Below are 21322 nucleotides of genomic sequence, written 5' to 3'. Positions count from 1 at the left end.
AGGGAATAACGAATCGCTTCGTTATCCCTGCTTTTATGTTTGTTTTTTCGCAGCGCTCAAATAATGCTCTATCCCGTCAAGAATCCGCTCCAGACCGAATTCAATGTCATTCCCCACGCCGCCCTCGGCTTCATCTTCTCCGGTGTACTCTCCCGACATGATCAATGGATGTAAATAGGGGAAACGCTCCGGGGTGACGAGCTCTTTCAAAGCAGCACTGTAGCTATAACCGCTAAATTCACCCAGGCTAGTTCCCGAACTGAAGGCCCGCTCCATGTCCCGTTGCAGGATTCCGCAGGCGCGCGCATAACTGCTCAGGAGAAGTACAATTGACATTTTGACATACCCGCTGATTGGAAAGTCTCGCATTCCCTTTAATGCCCAATCGACAAACCGTAAACTGTTGGGTGTGATTGGCGCTCCATAAATCGGGAGATCGGCAAACCAGGGATGCTCCTTATATACTTTCACCGTACTCCAAACGAAGGTACGCATCATCCCTCGCCAATCCTCCGGATCCTGTTCCTCAGGAAGGAGGATGTCACAGATCGCCTCTTGCATCAGAAGCAGCAGATCATCCTTGCTTGGAATGTATCGATACAACGACATGGCCGTATAACCCAGCGCTCCGGCGACCCGGCTCATGGATACGGCAGCGAGCCCGTCCTTATCCGCAAGTGCAACTGCGGTACGGACAATTTCCGGAATGCTTAGCTCCCGTTTGGGCCCCCGTTTAGGCTCCGGAATCAATCCCCAGGTTAATGCAATTCCGTGAGGAAGCCCCTTCGTATAGTTACGATCGTCCGTCTTATTTCCATTCTCGTTCATGCGCGTGTCTCCTGTCCAAAATGCAACTGCTTATTATATAAGCAATATACCACAAAACAAGGGACAACATCCATGAACGTGTACATGAAGCATCCGCTTCAATTCAACCGAACGATGTGACCAACAACTCGTCCTGCGCACGAAACTTCAATTGCCCGATCCCGACTGCGGACAGTTCTACCGGGTAGAAATGGGCCGCTTTCCGGTTGGAGAAATACCATTCCCGTCTGTCCCTGACGACGATCAGCAGCCCATATTCATCGCCAACTGGGGTCAGTCCCTCATCGTCCCCTCTCCAATTCGGTATCCCTGCCGCGTTCAAACGACGAACCAAGGGGAGGACTTCGGATGTAACGATACCGATTTCACTAACCCCCATGATGTCATCGACGGTAAAATCGTGGCTGATCCCGCTGGGTAAATGATGCCGGGCAATCCATTCGACAATGTTACCGGACGGATCTTCAAAATAAACCGCATGCGCGTTCCAGGAGGTAAAGAACACCTCATCTTCCCCCTGTTCACGGATCAATGGAACTCTCGCCGCCAACCACTGCTTGGCTTCAACAAATTTATTCTCCGGTATGTTCAGCGCAAAATGATAAAACGGCGAGACGTTCTCTTGGGCCAAACGAAACGTGAGCAGCGTGGTTCCGGCTTGAATCGTGAAGTGCTCCAGTCCTTGCTCGATTAAGGCAAACCCCAGGATTTCCGTGTAGAAGGCTTCCGTCTCCTGCAGTTGCCCCGACCACAAAGTCATTTCCGTAAACTTCATGTTCCCCTCTCCCCATGACGGACGATGAACGCCCCCCTACCGGATTAAGCCAAACTCTCGAGGTATTCGCGGATCTGCCCCGGCGTTTTGGCGAATTTGCTGTGTAGATGGGCAAGCTTCTCCCCGTTTTTATAGACGAGCAGGCTCGGAATGCCCCGCACCTCGTTAGCTTCGGCCAACGGCTGGAATTCCTCGGCATCCATCGCGTAGAACTCCTTGTCCGTATGCTCGGCGATGATATCTCCAATAAACCGATCGAGGTTTTTGCAGTCCGGGCACCAGGTTGTATCGAATTTAATGACCGTATACTGGTCTCTTTGAATCAATTGTTCGAATTGCGTTTCCGATTGGACTCTTTCCATCCGGATCCACTCCTTTAATTGTAGATTTGATAGTTTAAATTTGAATATTCACCTTAGATCGATTATAACGCATTCGCGCGAAGACGCCATAGTCTTCATCAAGGTTTCATCTTTACGGATCCATGGTACAATCATGGGTAAAAATAGAGCGAAAGGATTGGCTTCATCATGCTCCTCGCGATTCTCTTGTTTCTTGTCGCCGGACTCGCCGAAATCGGCGGCGGCTATTTGATCTGGCTCTGGCTCCGGGAATCCAGGCCGCTCTGGTATGGCATCACTGGCGGGTTGATCCTCATCGTCTACGGCATCGTTCCGACCCTGCAAAAGTTCCCTTCTTTCGGTCGCGTATATGCAGCCTACGGGGGCGTCTTCATCGCGCTCGCGATATTATGGGGCTGGTGGGTAGACAAGAAGACGCCCGACCTCTACGATTGGCTTGGCGCCGCAATCTGTTTGATCGGCGTATCGATTATCCTTTGGGCCCCACGACACTAGAAAGGACATCTAAGCGATGAATCTCTCTGCCATTTCTGCGGCCATTCAGCCGCTTCAATTACGAAGCTGTCTCATCAACCGGGAAGGCCAGCTTGTCCTCGAGCATTATCGTAACACGCAAGTGGCTGACCAAATCGCCAAAACCAATTCCTGCACAAAAAGCTTCCTATCAGCCTTGCTCTGCATCGCCTTCGACCGCGGTCTGCTGCCTCCACCCGATACGCAAATCCGCACCTTCTTCCCCTCATTGAATGCGGACTCCGACGAACGGAAGCGGGAGATCACCCTGCGGCATCTCCTCACCATGTCGGGAGGGTGGAATTGGACAGAATTCGGCGAGCATAACTCGTTTCCACGGATGACCCGCTCCCGCGATTGGGTCCGGTTCGCCCTGGATCAACCGATGGCCGATCGCCCCGGCGACCGGATGGAATACAACTCGGGCGGCTCCCAGCTCCTATCGGCAATCTTGGTCCAAGCAGCCGGCATGCCGACAGCCCGTTTTGCCGAAGAGAACCTGTTCGGCCCGCTCGGCATCGAAACCTACCGCTGGGAGCAAGACCCGCAGGGAATTCATACCGGCGGATTCGGATTGTGGCTACGGCCAACGGATATGATGAAGTTCGGTTTATTGTATTTGCAGCAAGGTGCCTGGAACGGACGACAACTGATCAGCCAGGAACGCCTGAAGGAGTCCGTCCATCCCGCGATCGACGTTGAACCCCCCCATCGCGGCTGCTATGCCTGGCATTGGTGGACGGACGTATACACGGGGGAGCGGGAGTCGTCTTTTGAATTTTTCTATGCCCGCGGCTACGGAGGACAATTCATCTACGTGATCCCAAGCCTGGAGACCGTCGTCGTTCTGACCGATGATAAGCGCAAAAGAGACCGCCCTCCGACCGAAGTATTCCGATTGAACATCGCTCCCCATCTTTAAACGAAGAGCCCTCCCTTGTTGGGAAGGCTCTTTTGAAGTTGACGATAGCAGAGGTTAAAGCGTTGGGATCGTTCCTCCATCGATGACGTATTCGCTGCCTGTTATGGAAGCTGCCCGGTCAGAGACAAGGAACGCCACGAGTTCGGCTACATCCTCCGGTCGTCCCGGATGACCCAGCGGAATACCGCCAAGCGACTGCATCAGCTGCTCCAGGGCGCTCTCCCGACTACCCGTCTCTGCAGCAATTCGGTCGATTAAAGCATCGGCCGCTTTCGTCTGAATAAACCCGGGAGAAACTGTGTTGACACGGATGCCTTGCGGTGCAAATTCTTTGGATAACCCTTTGCTGTAGTTCGTTAACGCCGCTTTCGCCGCGGCATAGGCCAAAGTCGTTTCGAACAGCGGCAGCTTACGTTGGATCGAAGAGATGTGCACGATCGCCCCTTTCCCCATCTCCAGCATCGATGGCAGTAGTCCCCGGTCCAAGCGAACGGCGCTAAGTAAGTTCCAGTTCAGCGCGTAGATCCATTCCTCTTCGCGAAGTGCCAAGGCCCCGCCTGGAGGCGTGGTCGATCCGCCAACGCAGTGAATAAGGATATCTACGCCGCCCATGCGCTCCAGGACCGTACGGGTCACCTCCTCCGCCCCTTCAGGGGTCGCCAGGTCTGCGGCTACGAACAGCAGCGGATCGCCTGGCGATTCCGGCATCGATCTGGCCGTCGTCATGACAACGGCCCCCGCAGCGACTAGCCTCGCTGTAATGGCTTGTCCCATCCCTTTGGTGCCCCCTGTCACAAGCACTTTTTTACCGGCAAACTCCGTATGAATCTGATTTAAGTCGAATTTCATCTTATCCCTCCGTAATTTCCAATTTGCTGATCTGTCCTTGATCTAAGGTGAATCCAAACCAAAATCGATACGGCCCCCCTGGATAATCGCCGGTGATTTCGGCCAGAACCGCCCATTCCTTATCCCTTGGCTCCACCGCGATAAGATCCGCATGAACCCGGGCCCCGATATAGTTCTGATCGCTCCAGGAACGGATTGAGCTTAGCCCCTCATACCTTCCTCCATCGTCCAAAACTAATGCGTTATCCCCGAAGCAGGCAAGTAAGTCCTCCGTTTGGTGCTTATCACTTGCCCGAAAAAAATCACGAATCGTTTGAGGTAACCCTACCTCGATGTCATTCCGAGTCATTTCTGCTCCACTCCTTAGCTTTAGCATCTGGTCCTCGATCCGCTTTACTTGGTTGAACCGGGCCCAAATCCATTTTACGATTGACCCCTTATATCGTCTAATTTATAGTATTCATGTAAATAATAAATTAAATTAATATATAAAGGTGAGGTGACTACTGTGGAACTCACGCAACTCGAGTATTTCCTGACGGTTGCCCGCTTGCAGCATATGACCCAAGCCTCCAAGGCGCTGAATTTAACCCAGCCGGCCTTAAGCCACGCCATTTCCAAGCTCGAGCATGAACTTGGCGTTCCGCTCTTCGAGCGAAGCGGCCGAAACCTGGAGCTTAACCGGTACGGTCAGATGTTCATGGTCTGGGTTGAACAAGCGATGCAGGATTTGACCAACGGCACTCGGGAATTGCAGGAATGGACAAATCCGGAGACCGGAGTTGTTGCCTTGTCGTACCTGAATATCCTAGGCGTTGATCTCGTGCCAACACTGATCCGCGATTATCAACGAAGCCATCCGCAGGTCCGATTCGAATTAACGCAAGGAAACCTCGGAGACATCGACGAGCACTTGAACAAAGGACTCTCTGATCTCATGATCACTTCCCGAGAATCGTTTATGGAGCTCCATGAATGGATCGTGATCCAAACGCTTCCGCTATTTATCGTTGTTTCGGCACAACACCCCTTAGCTAATCGCCCTTCGTTAAGCTTAACCGAATTGTCCGGAGAGCCGTTCGTGGGGTTGAAAAACAACTGCGGTCTCAAAGCGACCCTACTCGCTCGGTTCCAAAGCACCGGATTTTCGCTAGCATCCACGTATGATGCCGAGGATTTGATCACAGTAGCAGGCTTCATTAAGGCCGGTTTAGGCGTATCCGTCCTACCGAAGACGATGGGACTGGAGCTCGAAGGACTCGCATGGATTCCCATTCAGGAGGAAGGCTGGGAATGGGAGCTTGGCCTCAAGTGGCGAAAAGATCGCTACGTTTCGCCAGCGGCCAAGCGGTTCATCGAATATGTAAATGGTCTATGCTATGATACAAAAAGCAACTAACTCGAAAATCCAAGGAACGAAAAGGAGATACAGATGAAAGCACTTATCCTCCCGAAACCGGGAAAACCTGATACGCTTGAAATCGCCGAGTTGCCTATGCCCGTGCCTGGCCCTGGCGAAATTCGGGTTCGCGTTCATGCCGCCGGCTTGAATCCGATCGATTACAAAGTATCGCCAAACGGGAATCCAGCCTGGGTGTATCCGTTCGTGCTTGGGATCGACGTTGCGGGTGTCGTTGATACTGTTGGCGAAGGCGTCACTACCTGGAAGACGGGCGACCGGGTTGCCTACATGGCCGATTTCACCCGGCCTGGCGGGTTCGCCGAATACACCGTCACCGTCGCTCATACGGTGGCGGCGATCCCGGACGGCGTATCCTTTACGGACGCAGCGGCGTTTCCTTGCGCCGGGCTAACGGCTTACCAGATTTTGACGCGCAAAATGAATATCCGTTCGGGGCAATCCCTCCTTGTCCATGCCGGAGCGGGTGGGGTTGGCGGATATGCCATTCAACTTGCCAAGCTCTACGGTGCCTCTCCCATCCTCGCAACGGCTTCGCCGCAGAATGCGGACTACGTCCGAAGCCTTGGCGCTGATGAGGTCATCGACTATAACTCGGATAACGTTCAGGAACGCGTCATGGCTATCACGAACGGGGTTGGCGTGGATTTGATCATCAACTCGTTGAACCGAGCAACGGCCCATCTGGACTTAGACACCCTGGCCTTCGGCGGGCAACTGGCCTGTATTGCCGGCGCACCGGAGACAGTGGCCGATTTCCAGCCGTCCAGCAAATCGTTTACGCTGCATAAGCTGATGATTGCCGGTGCTTATGGCTCAGGGAGTCGGAAAGCCGAGGAAGATCTCGCTGTCATGGCTGGCGAATTTATGGCTCTGCTGCAGCAGAACAAAGTCGACTCTTTGGTCCAGGAAGTGATTCAACTGGAGCAAGTACCGGACGCCTTGATTCGCCTATCCCAGCGCCATGTCCGCGGCAAAATCGTCGCCGAGCTGTAACGATTCGCTTATCCTTGAAGCACAAAGAAGCCCATTCCAATGCTCTGGAATGGGCTTCTTCTTCATCTCCCAGTTCAAGCGCCTTCACCGTGTTCCAGCGCTTCCTGCGTAATCCGCCTGATGTCGATCGGCGAGCTCGTCCCCTCGTTGACCATGTCCGTTAGAATTTCACGTAGGAAGTAGTCGACGCAACGAAGACGGATATTTTTGATTTTAACCAACGCATCGCGGTACATCTTGACGAATTCCTTCTCTGTATTCCCCCGCTGCAGCTCGGCAAACGCCTCGTAGACCTGATCCATCTTGTCGGCGACCTCGAGAATGAGCCCTTCGACGGTATGGTCCTTCCCTTCGCGAAGCTGGTTGCGGAAGATCGTTTTGAACTCTTCGGGGATATGCTCATCGATGAAATTGTGGACCATGCCCTCTTCAACCTGCTGGATCAAGTTCCGCAGCTCGATCGATGCGTGCTTGACCGGCGTCTTGATATCCCCAATAAAGATCTCGCCGTAATCATGACTGCTCGTAATTTCATACAACTTCTTCCAGTCGATAACAACGCCATGTTGTTCTTCGATATCGGCTAAAGTTTTCGCGTACTGCACGACTTTCCAGGAGTGCGCCGCCACGCTATGTTCTTCGAATTTGAACCTTCCGGGACAGCGATAGATGCGTTCCAGTTCATTTAAGGAGCGAAAATAAGCATGAATGCCCATCAGATCATCCATCTTTCTGTATGGTTTTTACCCCAGTATAGACGGTGATTGTTATGGGGACGTCAAAACCGACGTATCCCTTCGTCCTCCATCTCCCCTTCATCCCCGACTTCACGGACAAGCGAGGCGAACTTTCCCTTGACTTGTGCCGCAAGCTGCTGCGGCGTAAGCTCCATCTGCAAGCCGATCCGCCCGGCAGAGACGAGGAAGGTGTCCAAGCCCTCCGCCCGGCTGTCGATCCAGGTCGGGAACAATTTCTTCATACCGACCGGAGAGCAGCCGCCTCGGACATATCCGGTGTGCTGCAGCAAATCCTTGAGCGGGAGCATCTCGATTTTTTTGACCCCGGCTGCTTTGGCTGCCTTCTTCAAGTCAAGCTCTTCGGCTACCGGAATTATAAACACGAATAACGCTGGGCCTTGATGAGCCACCAGCGTCTTGTACACCTTCTCCATCGGTTTGCCAATCTTCTCCGCCACAGCGGTCCCGTGAATTTGCCCGTCCTCGGCATCGTACGCGAAGATGTTGTATGGCGTTTTGGACTTCTCCAGCATCCGCATGGCATTCGTTTTGGTCTCTGCCATTGATCCCACTCCTTTGATATCCATGTTTCCCTTATGAAAATTATCCTAGCACTTCCGTTGCGTGGGTGACAGGCCCGGATCGGTTTAATTTGTTTTTTCTGAAATGGCTTCCTAGTCCTTCTATCTTCAATTATTTATGTTTTAGGTTAATTTAGATAATTAATTAACGCATTTTCCAATACTTATTTACATTCTTGAACACTTTTCCTACTATGAGAGGTAAAATATCAACCAGGAGACAAGAGATCCCCATGGACGTGACCGATCAACGAATTTTTGAATCCCTCAAGCAAAACCGCTGATGACGACAGGTTTGAACCTTCTCGTGGGTCTCGCCCTGATTGCTTATGCGTTAGGTATAGTAAAAGCGCGCCATAAATCTTAACACGATCCCGGATCTCTTTTCACGCTCCTCTAACAAACGCTCCTTATGCTGGTCTTAAGAACTTCGCTCTCCGTCTTGGCGGGCGAACTACAGCAGGAGGAATTCCCATGCCGGCCTTATGGATGCATTTGGAGTATGGAGAACGGCTTGCGACCGATTTTCAAGAACGTTTGCCATTATTACGCGGGCTTCCGGCTCTACGCAAGCTCTATCATGTTGGCTGCCAGGGGCCGGATGTTCTGCTTTTCCATGGCTTTTTGTCCAGGAGTAACTCCAGTCGAGCATTTCGACTCGGCAACCTCATGCACAGTCGAAGCTGCGGATCGGTATTAGTTGATGTTTTCGCACATAGCCTCACGCTCCCCGAACCCGATCGCTCGGATGCCTTGCTGTATTTCCTCGGTTTTCTCACCCATCACCTTCTCGACCGTAATCTACACCCTTACATTAATTGGAGTGCCGGTTACAAAGGGCTGGACCATCAGCGCTTCGAAATTGCCTTGGACGCTGCATTCCTGTGGAAGCTAAAACAGTTTGACGTTTCGCGTCATCCCAGTTGGAAAGAAATCGATCTCGAAGCCGGGTTGCCCCTGCATATTCGCCGGGTCCTCCACGAGACTTGTCTCGCCCATTACCCCGAGATGGATAACCTGCCATTCACCAGCTGGCAAGCGGCCTATCGTGACATGCGACTCGCATTTCGTCTGCTGAACGATCCGAAGGGCTGGAAGAAGCGGTTGACGCCGAGACCGATCCGTGGCTTATTTTATCCGCCCGCCCCGTCTGTTTCGATCCCTTCCGCTCCGGATTATCTGAACGAACGGCATGCGAGGTGGCGGCATTCCGCCGTCTTATCCGAAGTCAGAACGGAAAGCGTGTGGGAGCTTTGGGAACAGGCGCTCGCGGACGGCGAACGAGTTCTCGGAGCCCTGGGAGAATGGCTAAATGAAGAAATCCCCGAAGCAGCCGTGCGGAAACGAGAACAGTTCCGGCAAACGTTAGGGGATCGCTCTTATGATACGGGAAAAGAATGCGTCAGCAATTTAGTCAATCGATACGCGGAGCCCATCTGGAGTCGCCGTCAATCGGTTAAGGTTTAGGCCGTCACCGGCGGCTGCGCTCCGGCATCGGGACCACCGCCGGCTCCCCGCAAGGCGTCTGCCCTGCCTTGGACAAGGTTCAGCTTCGCCACGACGGCGATGCCTAAAGCGAAGAACAGCAGCAGCGATAGAATCCCTAGACGCGGATTGCCAGTCCATTGTCCGATGAGTCCGAATGCAAACGGTCCAAAAATAGAAGAGAATTTACTCGTAATGTTGACGAAACCAAAAAATTCCCCCGTCCGGTTCGGCGGCATCAGATCGCTAAGGATCGAACGGGAAATCGATTGACTTCCCCCTTGGACCAACCCAACCATTACGGCCAGGATGTAAAAATGCAGGGCGCTACTCATCCCAAAACCCAAGAGAACGATCAGCACATAGATACCTAACGAGGCGATCAGCATCCGCTTAGGACCAAGGCGCGTAGCCGCTTTGCCAAGCAGAATGGTGCTGGGGAACCCGACGAATTGCGTAATGAGCAGAGCCAAGATCAGATCGCTGGTACCGATTCCAAGCGTCGTTCCATAGATGGTAGCCATCAGGATGATCGTGTTGATCCCGTCGTTGTAGAACCAGAATGCAGCGATCATTCGAAATAGTTGCGGATAGCGCCGGATGTCCCGGAACGTACCGCCGATTCGCTGACCGGCAGCCCGTACATATCCCCCCGTGGTTAGCCCGGACACTTGCTTGGATAAATTCGGCACCTTGCGCATGATCGGCAACGAGAAAACTAGCCACCAAAGGCCTACGCTGAGAAAAGAAAGCCGAGTTCCCGCCAGTTCATCCCTTAGGCCAAACCACCGCGGCTGCTGAATCATCAAGAGGTTGATAGCCAGCAGAATCCCTCCGCCGACATACCCTGCTGCATAACCTTTAGCCGAAACGCCATCCCGATCCCGGGAAGGTACCAGATCAGGGAGCATCGAGTCGTAAAACGTCAGACTTCCAGAGAATCCAACCGTCGTGATGACAAGCAACGCCGAGGCGAGCAGCCAATCTCCCGGTCCGACGAGCGCGAATCCGGTTGTCCCGGCGATGCCTAGCAGGGCAAACCAGGATAGGAACGACGTTTTTCGCCCCGATAAGTCCGCGATGGATCCCAACAATGGCGAGATGAGCGCCACCAACGCCATGCCGATGGCATGCGTGTAGGCTAAATAAGACGCCGCGGTGCTTTTGCTTAAGCCTTGCGCCGCCACGCCAGCGTAAAAGATAGGAAGTACCGCCGCCAACACCGTGGTGGCGTAAGCCGAATTCGCCCAATCGTACAGGATCCAGGCACGTATCTTCGATTTGTTCATCCTTTTGCCCCCTCCCCTACGAATGTTTAGATTATAGTAGAATAGGATTAACGCCGTGTTTCTCCGGTGTTTGCGCTGAATAAAACCGTCATAGTAAAATAGAACCCTAAATCTCTCGATCACAGTTTGGCATGGAACGGAGAAGAGACATGGCCGATACGTTAAAATCGATGTATAACGAAGCATTTCTACGCGGCTTCGGCGGCAAAGTGAAGGGCGCCTACCCGGCGTTCGACGCGGATACATTTGTCGCCGCAGTGATGGACGAAACCTGGGACAAGCTGGAACTCAAAGCTCGGATGCGGCAAATTACATTGAAACTGGGTGCATGGCTTCCGCCAAGCTTTACGGAGGCGTTGGACGTCCTGTACGCCATTGACGAAACCTGCGTTGGGTTCCCTTACTTGTTCTTCCCTGACTTCGTTGAGGTGTTTGGCCATGCCGAAGCGGACTGGCCGCTTGCCATGCAGGCGCTCGAGCGCTTTACGCCGAGGTCGTCCGCCGAGTTTGCCGTTCGTTCGTTTATCGAACGCGATCCGGAACGGATGATGCGTCAGATGGCGACATGGGCGGAACACGTCAATGAGCACGTTCGCCGATTGGCGAGCGAAGGCTGCAGGCCGCGCCTCCCTTGGGGTCAAGCGCTGCCGATGTTCAAACGTGACCCTGCGCCAATCGTTCCGATTCTTGAGCGGCTAAAGGCCGATCCCAGCTTGTACGTCCGCAAGAGCGTAGCCAACAACCTGAACGATATTGCCAAGGACCATCCTGAATTCGTCTTGGAGCTCACTCGGCGTTGGAAGGGTACCCACCCGCACACCGATTGGATTGTGCGCCACGGCTGCCGCACCTTGATCCGCCGCGGCGGACCTGAAGCGCTAGAGCTGTTCGGCTACGCGGCCGTCGAGGACGGCCATCCGCTCACGACCACGGCGGCGCTTGAGATCGTGCCGACCGTACTGCATATCGGCGACAGTAGCGAGCTTCGCTACGAGTTGACGATCCGCGAAGGTGAACCGGCTAAGGTGCGTATCGAATACGGCATCGATTTCGTCAAAGCCGGCGGTCGAACCTCGCGTAAGCTGTTCCTGCTATCGGACAAAACTATCCCTGGCGGTTCGCGGATCGGCGGTGCAAGGAAGCACAGTTGGGCAGACCTGTCGACCCGCCGTCATTACCCCGGAGAACACCGCATCGTATTGTTGGTGAATGGTGTAGAAGTGGCTGAAACGGTATTAACGCTGCAAGTCACCGAATAACAAGCAAGACCTGGACAGGGTTGGCCAGATCTTCTGTTCTTTCCCATAAACTTTTGCGGCAACAGTTCATCCTTTCGGAATCGGGATTTGGCAGATCATGGGATGCTCTTTTGCAGTTGGGGCTGTTTGTTGAAATTGAAACTTTTCTTTAGATCTGATTCACTCGATGGATTGGGTACGACCCATTCTGGTTAAGCTGGTGAAGGAGTCACCCGTGTAGGACAAGATATGACGAGGAGGAAGAGATCATGCCTATTGACGCTTATTTGTATTTTGATGGGAACTGCCGTGAGGCGGTTGAATTTTATGCCCAGGCATTCGGCGTGGAGCGGCCGCAAATTCTCACCTACGGCGAAGCGCATTCCGCCGAGCCGGATTATACGCTTCCCGAAGAAGCGAAGGACCGCGTCATGCATGCCAACCTTAAGGTTAGCGGCAGCAACCTGATGTTCTCCGACGTGTTCCCGGGTTCCCCCTATACCGTTGGAACCCATATCAGTTTGGCGCTGGTCAGCCCAAACCGGGAGGAGATCACCTCCGCATTTGAACGGCTCAAGGAAGGCGGTTCGGTTCAAATGGAATTGCAGGAGACCTTCTGGAGTCCTTGTTACGGCAATTTGAAGGACAAGTACGGCATCGAATGGCAGCTTAGTTATGACGACGGAAGAAACGGCATGTAAGCATGCCGTTTCTTCCGTTATTATTTCCCAAAGTAATCCTTCAGTGCCTCCACGATCGCCTTCGCTGCCTTGTCCTGTCCCGCTTCGCTTAACAGGACCGACTCGTTCTCAGCATTCGTCAGAAACCCAATTTCCGCCAGGACTGCCGGCACCTTGCTTGTTCGCAGCACCTTCCAGTCCTCCTGACGAACCCCTCGATCACGGAAATCCAAGGCTTCGATTAAATGCTGATGAATTTCCTCCGCAAGATCACGACTGCCATCTCCTTCAGCGTAATAATACGTCTCCGTTCCGGAAACGTTCTCCGGCCCTTCATAGGTGTTGCCGTGAAGAGATATCAATGCATCGGCATGCAGCTCGTTGGCAACCTTGGAACGGTCCTCCAATTCGATAAACTCGTCATTTGTTCGAGTTAAGTACGGTTCGAACTTTGGATCCTGCCGAAGGAGATCAACCACTTTCCGAGCGAGGGCAAGCGAAAACTCTTTCTCCTCCCTGCCGCTCACACTGCTGGCCCCCGGGTCCTTTCCCCCGTGACCGGGGTCGATGACGATCCGGTATTTCCCTTCGGATCTGTCGGGTACGGGCACTTCCTCCCCGGTCGCCGGTGCGGACGACAAGAACCGATGACCGGAGCCTACTTTATCCTCACCACCGAAGGTGATCACTCCACCAAAGGATAACAAAACGATAACGATACCTAAGAAGGCAATGAAATACGCAACTTTCCCACTTCTCCCCATGTTGCTCTCCTCCCGCTTTTCTCCTCTTCTCCCTCTCCATCACCATCTATATCTCCGCTCAAAAACGAACGCGACTGCCCTCCAGAATTGGATCGGTACTCTCCACAATCACCTGCTGACCCTCGAAAACCCCTCCGGTAATGGCGGTGTTGTACCCGTTGCTTCCAGCAACTTCGACGTTAGCTCGAGCAACGTAGTAAGCATTGCCAAGCGGGCTTTCTCTGGGCTCAACCGTATAGACGAACGTACCGGCATCATCCTCATGGATCGCCGCTTTAGGCACTAGAAGCGTCCCCGCGCTTCCGGTTTTCGTCATAACGACTCGAGCCTTGATCCCACTGCGCAAATGGTCTCCATGGAGCAAAACCGTCAAGAGTTGACCGGGTGTTGTAGCTAGGTCCGTCTGATCGGTTCCGCTGCCGGTCGAATCGCTTCCTGCATTAGCTTCCAAGCTTGAGATCTGCCCCTGAACGATCGAATTTTCCTGATCTGGCAGCAGGACATCCAGCTCATCACCGACCCGCACAAGCTCCGCGACATCGTTTGGAATCAGCAGTTCAAGGCGAAACCCTTTGGAACTGTCGGATAAGCGGATATCCGGCCCCCCGGCGGAAGCTTGTCCTTCAACCGCTGAGATCTCGATGATCGTGCCGTCGAACGGGGCGACCAGTCGGCGGTTGTCCTCGATTTTGGTGTGTAAAGCCGCCAGATGCTGACCTTGTGTGGCGATATCGATCTTCGCGGTTTGTATGGCGGTACGAGCGCTTTGTTGTGCCGACTCATCTCCCACCTGTGCCGCCTGCTTGTAAGCTTCTTGCCCATCGGCAAGTAACAACTTGAGCTTCTCAAGGTTCGCCTTCATGTCGGCCAACTCTTGGGTTGCTTCACGGTCGTCATACTCGATCAGAAGGTCGCCCTTGCGAACCACATCCCCTTCTTTCACATGCACCTGACTGACTTTCCAGCCGGCCGGGTTCATTAAAGCCTGAGTGGCTCCGTATTTCAATAGAGCTGAACCTTCATATGAATGTGCCAGCTCGCCGGGACTCGCAGCGGCTACCAGCACTCTAGGTAGCATCAGGTTCTGCAGTGTGTTGCCAAGTAGCGTAAAAACCAGTAGCAAGCCGATAAACAAACCGGCAAGCCATCTGATTTTCCGCTGCCTAACTCGCAGCCGCGACTCCTCATTCCATTGCGCTTCCAATGCGATTCCTCCGTCCTGCTAACCTTTAATTCCCGACAATTGTACCCCTTGGATGAAATAAGACTCTGCGTAGAAGAACAGCAGCAACATCGGCGTCATGTACAAGACGGAGGCCGCAAAACCGACTCCCCGCTCCTCCGAGGCAATGCGTGCCAGATAAAGCGACAACGGCTGTTTAAATGAATCCTGCAGGAAGAGGAGCGGCTGTTCGATCATATTCCAATAGTCCACGAACAACAGCACCGCTAGCGCCGCCAAACCGGGTTTGGCCAACGGGATAACGATATGCCGGTACACCGTCCACTCTCCAGCCCCATCTATTTTGGCAGCTTCCGCGTAAGCGCCAGGGATATGCGCCATGAATTGACGCAGCATAAACACCCCAAACGCGCCGAAGATTCCAGGCAAAATAATGGCCGCTTCCTTGTTCATCAGCCCCAACGTACTAGCCACCAAATAATTCGGCACCAGCGTCACTTGAAACGGCATCAGCATGGTTAAGAGATAGACCAGAAACAGCTTGTCCCTTCCGCGAAAACGCAGCTTCGCGAAAGCATAGGCTGCCAGAGAAGCAACCCAGGTCTGACCAGCGATGATCGGTACCACCATCCCCACCGAATTCCAGAACATTCGCAAGAATTTGGAATTCATGATTAAGACCTCCCGATATTGCCCGAAGCTCAGCCAATCCGGAAGCAGCTTTAGATTGACAAAGTGGGTATTGCCTCCCGCCGCAGCATCCGTCATCTGTCCGATGAGCCCGTAATTCAACCCGATCTCCGTCTCCGTCATCAACGAATTCGTAAACGTCAGGAGCAGTGGAACGGACATTAATAAGGCAATGAAGCCAAGTATTACTGTTAACGCTAGCTGCGGGAGCTGCCTCGACTTTTTCATCGTGCTTCCCTCCCTTCAGTCCAGAACATCCCGAAACCGCCGCTCCACCGAGAGAAGAACGATGACCAGGACGGAAATACAGAGAACCATCAGGGTAGCCGCCGCCGTTAGCTTCTGAATTTCCAGCGCCGCGAACATATTATTCATGTAGTGTTGCAGCATGTAAATCCGGTCATAGGGATAATCCCCTGCCAGCAAATACGTTTCGCGGAACACTTTAAACGAATTGATGATCGAGATCAGCACAACGAAGAACAGCGTTGGCGTCAAATAGACCAGCGTAATCCGTGTAAACTGATGCCACCTTCCCGCCCCCTCAATTCGTGCGGTTTCGTAGTAATCCCGCGGGATTTGCCGCAAGCCCGCCAGAAACAAGATCAGGTTGTAGCCGATGTTCTTCCATAGATACAACACCACCAGCACGACCATAGATCCGTTCGATTGCAGCCAGTCGACACGGCTATGACCCACATGAGTTAGCCAGGCGTTCAACGTCCCGTTCCAGTCGAAGAAGATTTGCCAGACCAGGACAACCGATGCCACAGGGACGACCAGCGGCAGAATCAGAGCGGTCTGCAAGCCTTGACGGAAGAACGGCCCTTTATTGATCAACAGCGCCAAGCTCAAGGACAAGGCGATCAGGAGCGGAACGCTGACCCCTGTGAATAACAGCGTGTTAGCAGCCGCTTTGCGGAACGAACCGCTGGCCAGCAGTTCCGAATAGTTGGACAATCCGATGAAGCTGCCGTTAAGGGTGCGGTTGGTCAAGGATTGAGAGATGCCCATCACAAATGGAATGATGTAAAACACTGCAAAACCAAGCACGCTCGGCGCCAAGAATAACAGCACTGCAGCGGTTTCCCTCCGAAACGTCCTCGACAGCCAACGGCTATTCATTGAGATACGTCGTAACTTTGTTTTGGATCAGGCCGGCGACGTCCTGGGCGGATTTCTGCCCGCTGAAGAAAGCTTGAGATTGTTCCATGATGATCTCTGACAGCTGATCCGGTTGAAACTTAGATACCAGATGGATTGCACCTGTCAGTTTGCTCTCCAGCGCGTCAAGTTCGTCCGGATTCACCTGGATCGGAACCCCTTTCAAAGGACCCTCTTTGGCGGTCGGTACGGAGCCGTCCTTCTTCAACTGTTCAACCTCCTGGGCGTACAACCGTTTATTGAGCGGAAAGCCGGCATGGTTCGGATCCACCGGCACTTGATCGGAGATCATGAACTTCACGAAGTCCCAGGCTTGTTCCTTCGCCTTGGAACTTTCATTCAGGCCGATGCTTCGGTAGGGTTGGAAATACCCGCCGGCGCCAACGTCCTGCGCGTGAGGTTTAACGTACAACTTCATGTTAGAACTCAGGAAGCTGTTTAACGATTCGAAATAATCGCCGGGCGAATTGATCTGTACCGGGAAGAAATAGGGGGTTCCCTCTGCGCCGATCACCCCGTCTTCGGACATTTTCTGGACCTGCTTCATTAAGCCGGTAAACGTGGCCGTGTTGAACTTGGCCGTCCCGTTGGGCTCATCCACAAACAGCGATAAATTGTCAGACACCATCCAGTTCAGCATATATTGGGGTTCGGTGTGGATGACATGCGGATACGTTTTGTTGACCAGCTGTTTGGACAGCACCGCGAAATCGTTCCATGACCAGGACTCGTCGTTGATTTCAACCCCTGCTTGGGCAAGCGCTTCTTCGTCGCCGGCCAGTCCGTGCAGGAAGAACGAAATCGGCATGGCATACAGGCCGCCGCCGATCTTGGCATGATCCAAGATATTCGTGAAATAGTCCTCTCTTTTAAAGGCAGCATCCTGCGCGATGAGCTCATCGAAATTGACGAGAAGACCGTTCTTCACATAACTTGCTGCCGGCAAATCGTCCAGCAGCAGCAAATCCGGCCCCTTTCCTGCCAGCATGGCTGTATTGGTTTGGGTCTTGAATTTCTCCATTTCCGCTTCCAGATGGGCATTATCTGTCTGTACACTCTGGAGTTGAATATCTACCTCCGGGTGCAAGGCTTCATATTGGCTGACGAGCTCCTCCAAATGCGTATCCGGAAAAAATGTTGAAAAAGTCAACGTGGTCATCCCCGCATTCGCCGGGGCCTCGACCGGTTGTTCGGATCCTCTATCGCCGGATTCGCCGATTTGGATTTGGGGTGTTTCTCCTCCCCCGCCGCTGCATGCGGCAAGTGCGAACAACAGGAAGAAACCGGCGGCTGCAGATGCTCTTGCTCTCATTCTGATTGTGGTTTTCACCGTCTTTTACTCCTTTCGGCGCTATTGCGAAAGATGAACTCCTGTTTGATAGGCCTACTTCATCGTAAAGGGCAGATGTCACCATCGTTTGACCGAGTTGTCAACAAAATGTCTCTAAATGCTTGCAAACACAAAAAAGACAGGGGCGTCACCGTTCACGCTCCTGTCCATTGAAAGATAAGTTATTTAAATTCGATAATGAAGGGCAGCCATTCGGCGCTCTGAAGGGAGGTTTCTGGATTTTGCACCTCTACGGGCTCCGGCTTCCCTTTCAGTAGACTTCTTCCGCCGAAGATCAGCAGTCTTCGGTTATCCGGGCTCCAGGCCATCTGAGATGGCAGAATGCCCTGATAAATCGGTTTGGCGTTCAGAACGTTGTTCCCCTGCAGCTTGCCGGCGAACAACGTTCCGTCCCCCTTGCTGTAGGCGACGTATTGGTGATCCCCGGACAGACTGAAGCTAAAAGCGCTGTCCAGCAAGACCGTCACCGCTTCATTCCGAAGGTCGTACGTATATAACGTCCCATCGCTCCCCAGGAAGGCCACCTGATCGTCATTCATCCACGCGGCTTGACCGTCTCCGATCAACTCATGTTTATATTGAGCGGTGAATACCCCGTCATTCCAGGTTCCGATGACGATCCAGGTTTCATCCATCCGTTGGTTGAGTAGAAAAGCGCTGTTCCCGTCATCCGCAACATGGACGGAGGAATACAGCTCCGCCCGGCTGCCCTCGGGGATCGGGACCAAGTAGGTCGCTTGCGTTCCATTCTGCACATCGTACACCACGATATCAGATTGGCCTTTGCTCTCGGGTTGAGTGGTGTAGCTCGCGAAAGAGAGATACCGGCTATTATCCGACCAGGTGAACCATTTCGAGGTGAGTTGGGAAGGGTCAAAGGTGCTTAACTTTTGTTCCGTTCCATCGGCAAGAGACAGCAGCTTGAGTTCAAAATTTCCATCGTTCTCCTCGATCGCTGTGATTCGCTGTCCATCCGGGGATAAATCAAATACAAACTGTTTAGGATCCACTTCGAGGACCTGCAGCAAGTTGTCATAAGGAGGCTTGATTTCCTGAAGACTTTGCGATCCCCCAGATCCGCTAAAATAACCTAACAACGCATTGGTTCCGGACCAGCCGATCAACCCGCCCTTGGCAGCCAGTTCGATTCGGTAGATCTTTTGGACCTCGAACGGGCCGGTTTGTCCGCCTGAGTTCTGACTTTCGTCCGTGTCCGGAATGATGATCGTTTGGGTTTGCGGTCTCCCGCCGCAACCCGCTAACATCATGACACAGATCATCAACCAAACAAGGGTACGTAATATCCTTCGTTTCATGACCGCTCCCTTTCCGCCATCATCAAGGGCAGCTCCACCTCAACGGTCGTCATTTCGTGTTCGCTGCTCATCCGAATGTTCCCTCCATGATCGTCGACGATGGACTTCACGATGCCCAGCCCTAGCCCAACGCTCCCCGTCTCTTTAGCACCCTGTCGGTCCGGGACATAATACGGCTCGAAAATTTCAGTCAATTGGTTTGGCGGGATCGTCTCCCCCCGATTGATAATGAGGAAACGAGCCATCTCCCCCGCGCGTCCCCCCTGAACCTGGATCTCCGAACGAGCTTCGCTGTATTTGATGGCATTGTCTAGCAAATTGATAAACAATTGCCGGATGCGGTCTTCCTGCCCGTAAACCTCAAGCTGTTCGTCGATTTCGCAGCGGAGTGTTTTTTGGTAGCGTTTGGCTTTAAACGTTAAAGCCTCGCATGTATCGCGCAAAATTCGTCCCGTCTCAACGCGTCTGAACTCTTCACGTCCCGCCGTTTCCTTCGATAATTCCAGCAACCGCAAGACCATGTCGTGTAATCGTTCGCTTTCCTGGACAACATGGTTCATGCCTTTATCAAAAAAAGCCCGATCCGACTCCCCTTGTTGACGGATGATCTCGGCATAACCGAGGATCGAGGTCAGCGGGGTTTTGAGCTCATGGGTCACGTTGTCGAAGAACGTCTTCCGCTGCTGATTCAACCGCTCCAGACGGTCACGGTCGCGTTCAATGCGGGCGATCTGCTGCTTGATTTGACCTATCATTTCGTTGAAGTTAGCGGCTAACCGGCCGATTTCGTCTCGTCGCTTCTGCTTAACGTCGATGCTCACGTCCAAATTCCCGTTCATGACCTCATTGGAGGCTTTGCTGAGCTTGACCAGGGGGATGGTCATATTGCGTGACAGGATATAGGAGAACAGGAACGCCGCAGCCATAATCCCGAATGCTAAATAGGTGATGGTATCCAGAATCGTGCCACTTTGTTCGTACAGCAATGTAAAGTCCTTGGCAAATCGCAGGATCCCGACTTTGGTTCCGTCGATGATCACCGGGTAAGAGTAACGTACAGCCGCCATCCCTTGTTCATAGGAGATGGTATAAGCGGTTTTACCTTGAAGCGCCTGTTTTAAATCATCATCTGCCGCCTGGGTAAACGCCGCCTCCGAAGACGAATGAAGCAGCACCCCATCCACGGTATACGCGCTAACCTCGCTGGAGGTCGCCCTCTTCAGGTCATTTACGATCTCTTCAGACATTTGCCCGAAATAGAGATCATCGTTCGTGAAGTGATTGATCAGGAACGCCTGACGAACATAGACATTGCTGTTCTTCTTCAACCCAATCAAATCATCGGTGATAATGTTCCGGTTGCTCTTCTGGATGATGTGGTCCACGGTTTGATTCAGCAGGACAAAGGACAAGGCAAAGATAAGAAAGAAACCGACGAGAAACTTTCCCCGAATCGTACGGATCATCGCCTAGTCCGCCTGTTTCTCGAATTTATACCCGATTCCAAATACAGTGGTGATCTGGTCGCCGGCATCCAGCTTTTTGCGTAGTCGCTGAATATGGGTGTCGACGGTGCGCGTATCTCCGGGAAAGTCATAACCCCACACAAGGTCAAGCAGGTCCGTGCGTGTATATATTTTGCCCTGATGACGATAAAGCCGCAGCAGTAGATCGAATTCTTTTGGTGTCAAATCTACGGGCTCGCCGTCCTTTCGGACAAGTCTTTCGCTTTCGATAATTTCAATATTTTTGAAGCGAATCCGCTCTTCCTCCTGGGATGCCCCCTGCCCGCCTCCGGTCGACTGAATCCGGCGAAGAATCGTGCGAATTCGGGCCACCACTTCGCGAAGGTCGAAGGGCTTCGTAATATAATCGTCGGCGCCGAATTCCAATCCGAGGATTTTGTCGGTAATATCCGACTTCGCCGTAATCATCAGGATGGGAAGGTTGTACGCCGCCGTCACTTTTTTGCAAATGTCCAGCCCGCTTTGGTCCGGCAGCATCCAGTCCAGCAACAACAAGTCCGGACGGAATGACTTCATCAGCTCCAGCCCTTCCGCTCCGTTCCCCGCCGTCTGCGTGTCGAACCCTTCCTTGGACAACCCGTAAGCCAATAAGTCGGCGATAGCCGCCTCGTCGTCGATGATCAGGATTTTCGTTTTCTCCATAAGTGCCTCCA

23 protein-coding genes are annotated in these 21322 nt (G+C 53.0%); 7 read left to right on the top strand and 16 right to left on the bottom strand.

Annotation, left to right across the window (positions count from 1 at the left end; genetic code table 11):
- Positions 1 to 33 precede the first annotated feature (33 nt).
- The 3 genes from IM700_RS13540 to IM700_RS13530 form a co-directional block, all read right to left on the bottom strand.
- The gene (locus tag IM700_RS13540) at positions 34 to 828 is read right to left on the bottom strand and encodes a TetR/AcrR family transcriptional regulator (protein WP_193416100.1); all 795 of its coding nucleotides are present in this window, start codon (positions 826 to 828) and stop codon (positions 34 to 36) included.
- 103 nt (positions 829 to 931) lie between these two features.
- Positions 932 to 1603 (bottom strand): VOC family protein, encoded by a 672-nt coding sequence (locus IM700_RS13535; RefSeq protein ID WP_155607888.1) that lies wholly within the window; start codon positions 1601 to 1603, stop codon positions 932 to 934.
- A 44-nt stretch (positions 1604 to 1647) separates the two neighbouring features.
- Positions 1648 to 1965 carry a thioredoxin family protein gene (locus IM700_RS13530; protein WP_155607887.1) on the bottom strand — a complete coding sequence of 106 codons (318 nt, stop codon included), beginning with the start codon at positions 1963 to 1965 and terminating at the stop codon, positions 1648 to 1650.
- A 168-nt stretch (positions 1966 to 2133) separates the two neighbouring features.
- Here IM700_RS13530 and IM700_RS13525 point away from each other — a divergent pair, with 168 nt between their 5' ends.
- Together IM700_RS13525 and IM700_RS13520 are read left to right on the top strand one after the other, a co-directional pair.
- The gene (locus IM700_RS13525; RefSeq protein WP_155607886.1) at positions 2134 to 2460 is read left to right on the top strand and encodes a YnfA family protein; all 327 of its coding nucleotides are present in this window, start codon (positions 2134 to 2136) and stop codon (positions 2458 to 2460) included.
- Between the two features lie 16 nt (positions 2461 to 2476).
- Positions 2477 to 3400, top strand: coding sequence for a serine hydrolase domain-containing protein (locus IM700_RS13520; RefSeq protein WP_193416099.1), 924 nt, complete (start codon positions 2477 to 2479; stop codon positions 3398 to 3400).
- Between the two features lie 54 nt (positions 3401 to 3454).
- Here the strand turns inward: IM700_RS13520 and IM700_RS13515 are convergent, their stop codons facing one another.
- Both IM700_RS13515 and IM700_RS13510 read right to left on the bottom strand, forming a co-directional pair.
- Complete coding sequence (locus IM700_RS13515) at positions 3455 to 4249, bottom strand: SDR family oxidoreductase (protein WP_193416098.1); 795 nt, start codon at positions 4247 to 4249, stop codon at positions 3455 to 3457.
- A 1-nt stretch (position 4250) separates the two neighbouring features.
- The gene (locus IM700_RS13510) at positions 4251 to 4598 is read right to left on the bottom strand and encodes a nuclear transport factor 2 family protein (RefSeq protein ID WP_193416097.1); all 348 of its coding nucleotides are present in this window, start codon (positions 4596 to 4598) and stop codon (positions 4251 to 4253) included.
- Between the two features lie 159 nt (positions 4599 to 4757).
- Here IM700_RS13510 and IM700_RS13505 point away from each other — a divergent pair, with 159 nt between their 5' ends.
- Together IM700_RS13505 and IM700_RS13500 are read left to right on the top strand one after the other, a co-directional pair.
- Complete coding sequence (locus IM700_RS13505) at positions 4758 to 5648, top strand: LysR substrate-binding domain-containing protein (protein ID WP_193416096.1); 891 nt, start codon at positions 4758 to 4760, stop codon at positions 5646 to 5648.
- Positions 5649 to 5681: 33 nt separating this feature from the next.
- Positions 5682 to 6665, top strand: a complete 984-nt coding sequence (locus IM700_RS13500) for a zinc-binding dehydrogenase (RefSeq protein ID WP_193416095.1) — start codon at positions 5682 to 5684, stop codon at positions 6663 to 6665.
- A gap of 74 nt (positions 6666 to 6739) precedes the next feature.
- Here IM700_RS13500 and IM700_RS13495 read toward each other — a convergent pair whose 3' ends face one another.
- Complete coding sequence (locus IM700_RS13495) at positions 6740 to 7381, bottom strand: YfbR-like 5'-deoxynucleotidase (protein ID WP_193416094.1); 642 nt, start codon at positions 7379 to 7381, stop codon at positions 6740 to 6742.
- Positions 7382 to 7443: 62 nt separating this feature from the next.
- Positions 7444 to 7965 carry a Cys-tRNA(Pro) deacylase gene (gene ybaK, locus IM700_RS13490; RefSeq protein WP_193416093.1) on the bottom strand — a complete coding sequence of 174 codons (522 nt, stop codon included), beginning with the start codon at positions 7963 to 7965 and terminating at the stop codon, positions 7444 to 7446.
- 492 nt (positions 7966 to 8457) lie between these two features.
- Here ybaK and IM700_RS13485 point away from each other — a divergent pair, with 492 nt between their 5' ends.
- On the top strand, positions 8458 to 9450 hold the full coding sequence (locus tag IM700_RS13485) for a zinc dependent phospholipase C family protein (protein WP_193416092.1): 993 nt from the start codon (positions 8458 to 8460) through the stop codon (positions 9448 to 9450).
- On the opposite strand, the gene IM700_RS13480 is transcribed toward IM700_RS13485, so the two are convergent.
- Positions 9447 to 10757: an MFS transporter gene (locus tag IM700_RS13480; RefSeq protein WP_193416091.1), complete on the bottom strand. Its 1311-nt coding sequence runs from the start codon at positions 10755 to 10757 to the stop codon at positions 9447 to 9449. The genes IM700_RS13485 and IM700_RS13480 overlap by 4 nt on opposite strands.
- Before the next feature lie 149 nt (positions 10758 to 10906).
- On the opposite strand from IM700_RS13480, the gene IM700_RS13475 reads away from it, so the two are divergent.
- Both IM700_RS13475 and IM700_RS13470 read left to right on the top strand, forming a co-directional pair.
- Complete coding sequence (locus tag IM700_RS13475) at positions 10907 to 12016, top strand: DNA alkylation repair protein (RefSeq protein ID WP_193416090.1); 1110 nt, start codon at positions 10907 to 10909, stop codon at positions 12014 to 12016.
- 248 nt (positions 12017 to 12264) lie between these two features.
- Entirely contained in the window at positions 12265 to 12696 is a 432-nt protein-coding gene (locus IM700_RS13470) for a VOC family protein (RefSeq protein ID WP_193416089.1), read from the top strand.
- A gap of 20 nt (positions 12697 to 12716) precedes the next feature.
- On the opposite strand, the gene IM700_RS13465 is transcribed toward IM700_RS13470, so the two are convergent.
- From IM700_RS13465 to IM700_RS13430, 8 genes are all read right to left on the bottom strand, one after another.
- Complete coding sequence (locus tag IM700_RS13465; RefSeq protein WP_193416088.1) at positions 12717 to 13439, bottom strand: N-acetylmuramoyl-L-alanine amidase family protein; 723 nt, start codon at positions 13437 to 13439, stop codon at positions 12717 to 12719.
- Between the two features lie 58 nt (positions 13440 to 13497).
- Positions 13498 to 14643: an efflux RND transporter periplasmic adaptor subunit gene (locus IM700_RS13460; protein WP_193416087.1), complete on the bottom strand. Its 1146-nt coding sequence runs from the start codon at positions 14641 to 14643 to the stop codon at positions 13498 to 13500.
- A gap of 18 nt (positions 14644 to 14661) precedes the next feature.
- Positions 14662 to 15540: a carbohydrate ABC transporter permease gene (locus IM700_RS13455; RefSeq protein WP_193416086.1), complete on the bottom strand. Its 879-nt coding sequence runs from the start codon at positions 15538 to 15540 to the stop codon at positions 14662 to 14664.
- Positions 15541 to 15555: 15 nt separating this feature from the next.
- Positions 15556 to 16437, bottom strand: coding sequence for a carbohydrate ABC transporter permease (locus IM700_RS13450; RefSeq protein ID WP_193416085.1), 882 nt, complete (start codon positions 16435 to 16437; stop codon positions 15556 to 15558).
- A complete protein-coding gene (locus tag IM700_RS13445; RefSeq protein WP_193416084.1) occupies positions 16430 to 17806 on the bottom strand; it encodes an extracellular solute-binding protein in 1377 nt (458 codons plus the stop codon). Before IM700_RS13445 ends, IM700_RS13450 begins: the two co-directional genes overlap by 8 nt.
- 182 nt (positions 17807 to 17988) lie before the next feature.
- Positions 17989 to 19143 (bottom strand): WD40 repeat domain-containing protein, encoded by a 1155-nt coding sequence (locus IM700_RS13440; RefSeq protein WP_193416083.1) that lies wholly within the window; start codon positions 19141 to 19143, stop codon positions 17989 to 17991.
- Entirely contained in the window at positions 19140 to 20609 is a 1470-nt protein-coding gene (locus tag IM700_RS13435; RefSeq protein ID WP_193416082.1) for a HAMP domain-containing sensor histidine kinase, read from the bottom strand. The genes IM700_RS13440 and IM700_RS13435 overlap by 4 nt, the downstream gene beginning before the upstream one ends.
- A 3-nt stretch (positions 20610 to 20612) precedes the next feature.
- A complete protein-coding gene (locus tag IM700_RS13430; protein ID WP_193416081.1) occupies positions 20613 to 21311 on the bottom strand; it encodes a response regulator transcription factor in 699 nt (232 codons plus the stop codon).
- Positions 21312 to 21322 lie beyond the last annotated feature (11 nt).

Origin of the sequence: Paenibacillus rhizolycopersici (assembly GCF_014947195.2) — a bacterium.
GTDB classification, from domain to species: Bacteria; Bacillota; Bacilli; order Paenibacillales; family Paenibacillaceae; genus Fontibacillus; species Fontibacillus rhizolycopersici.
The sequence above is the reverse complement of the archived record's forward strand: the minus strand, read 5'-3'. Positions and strand labels throughout refer to the sequence as shown.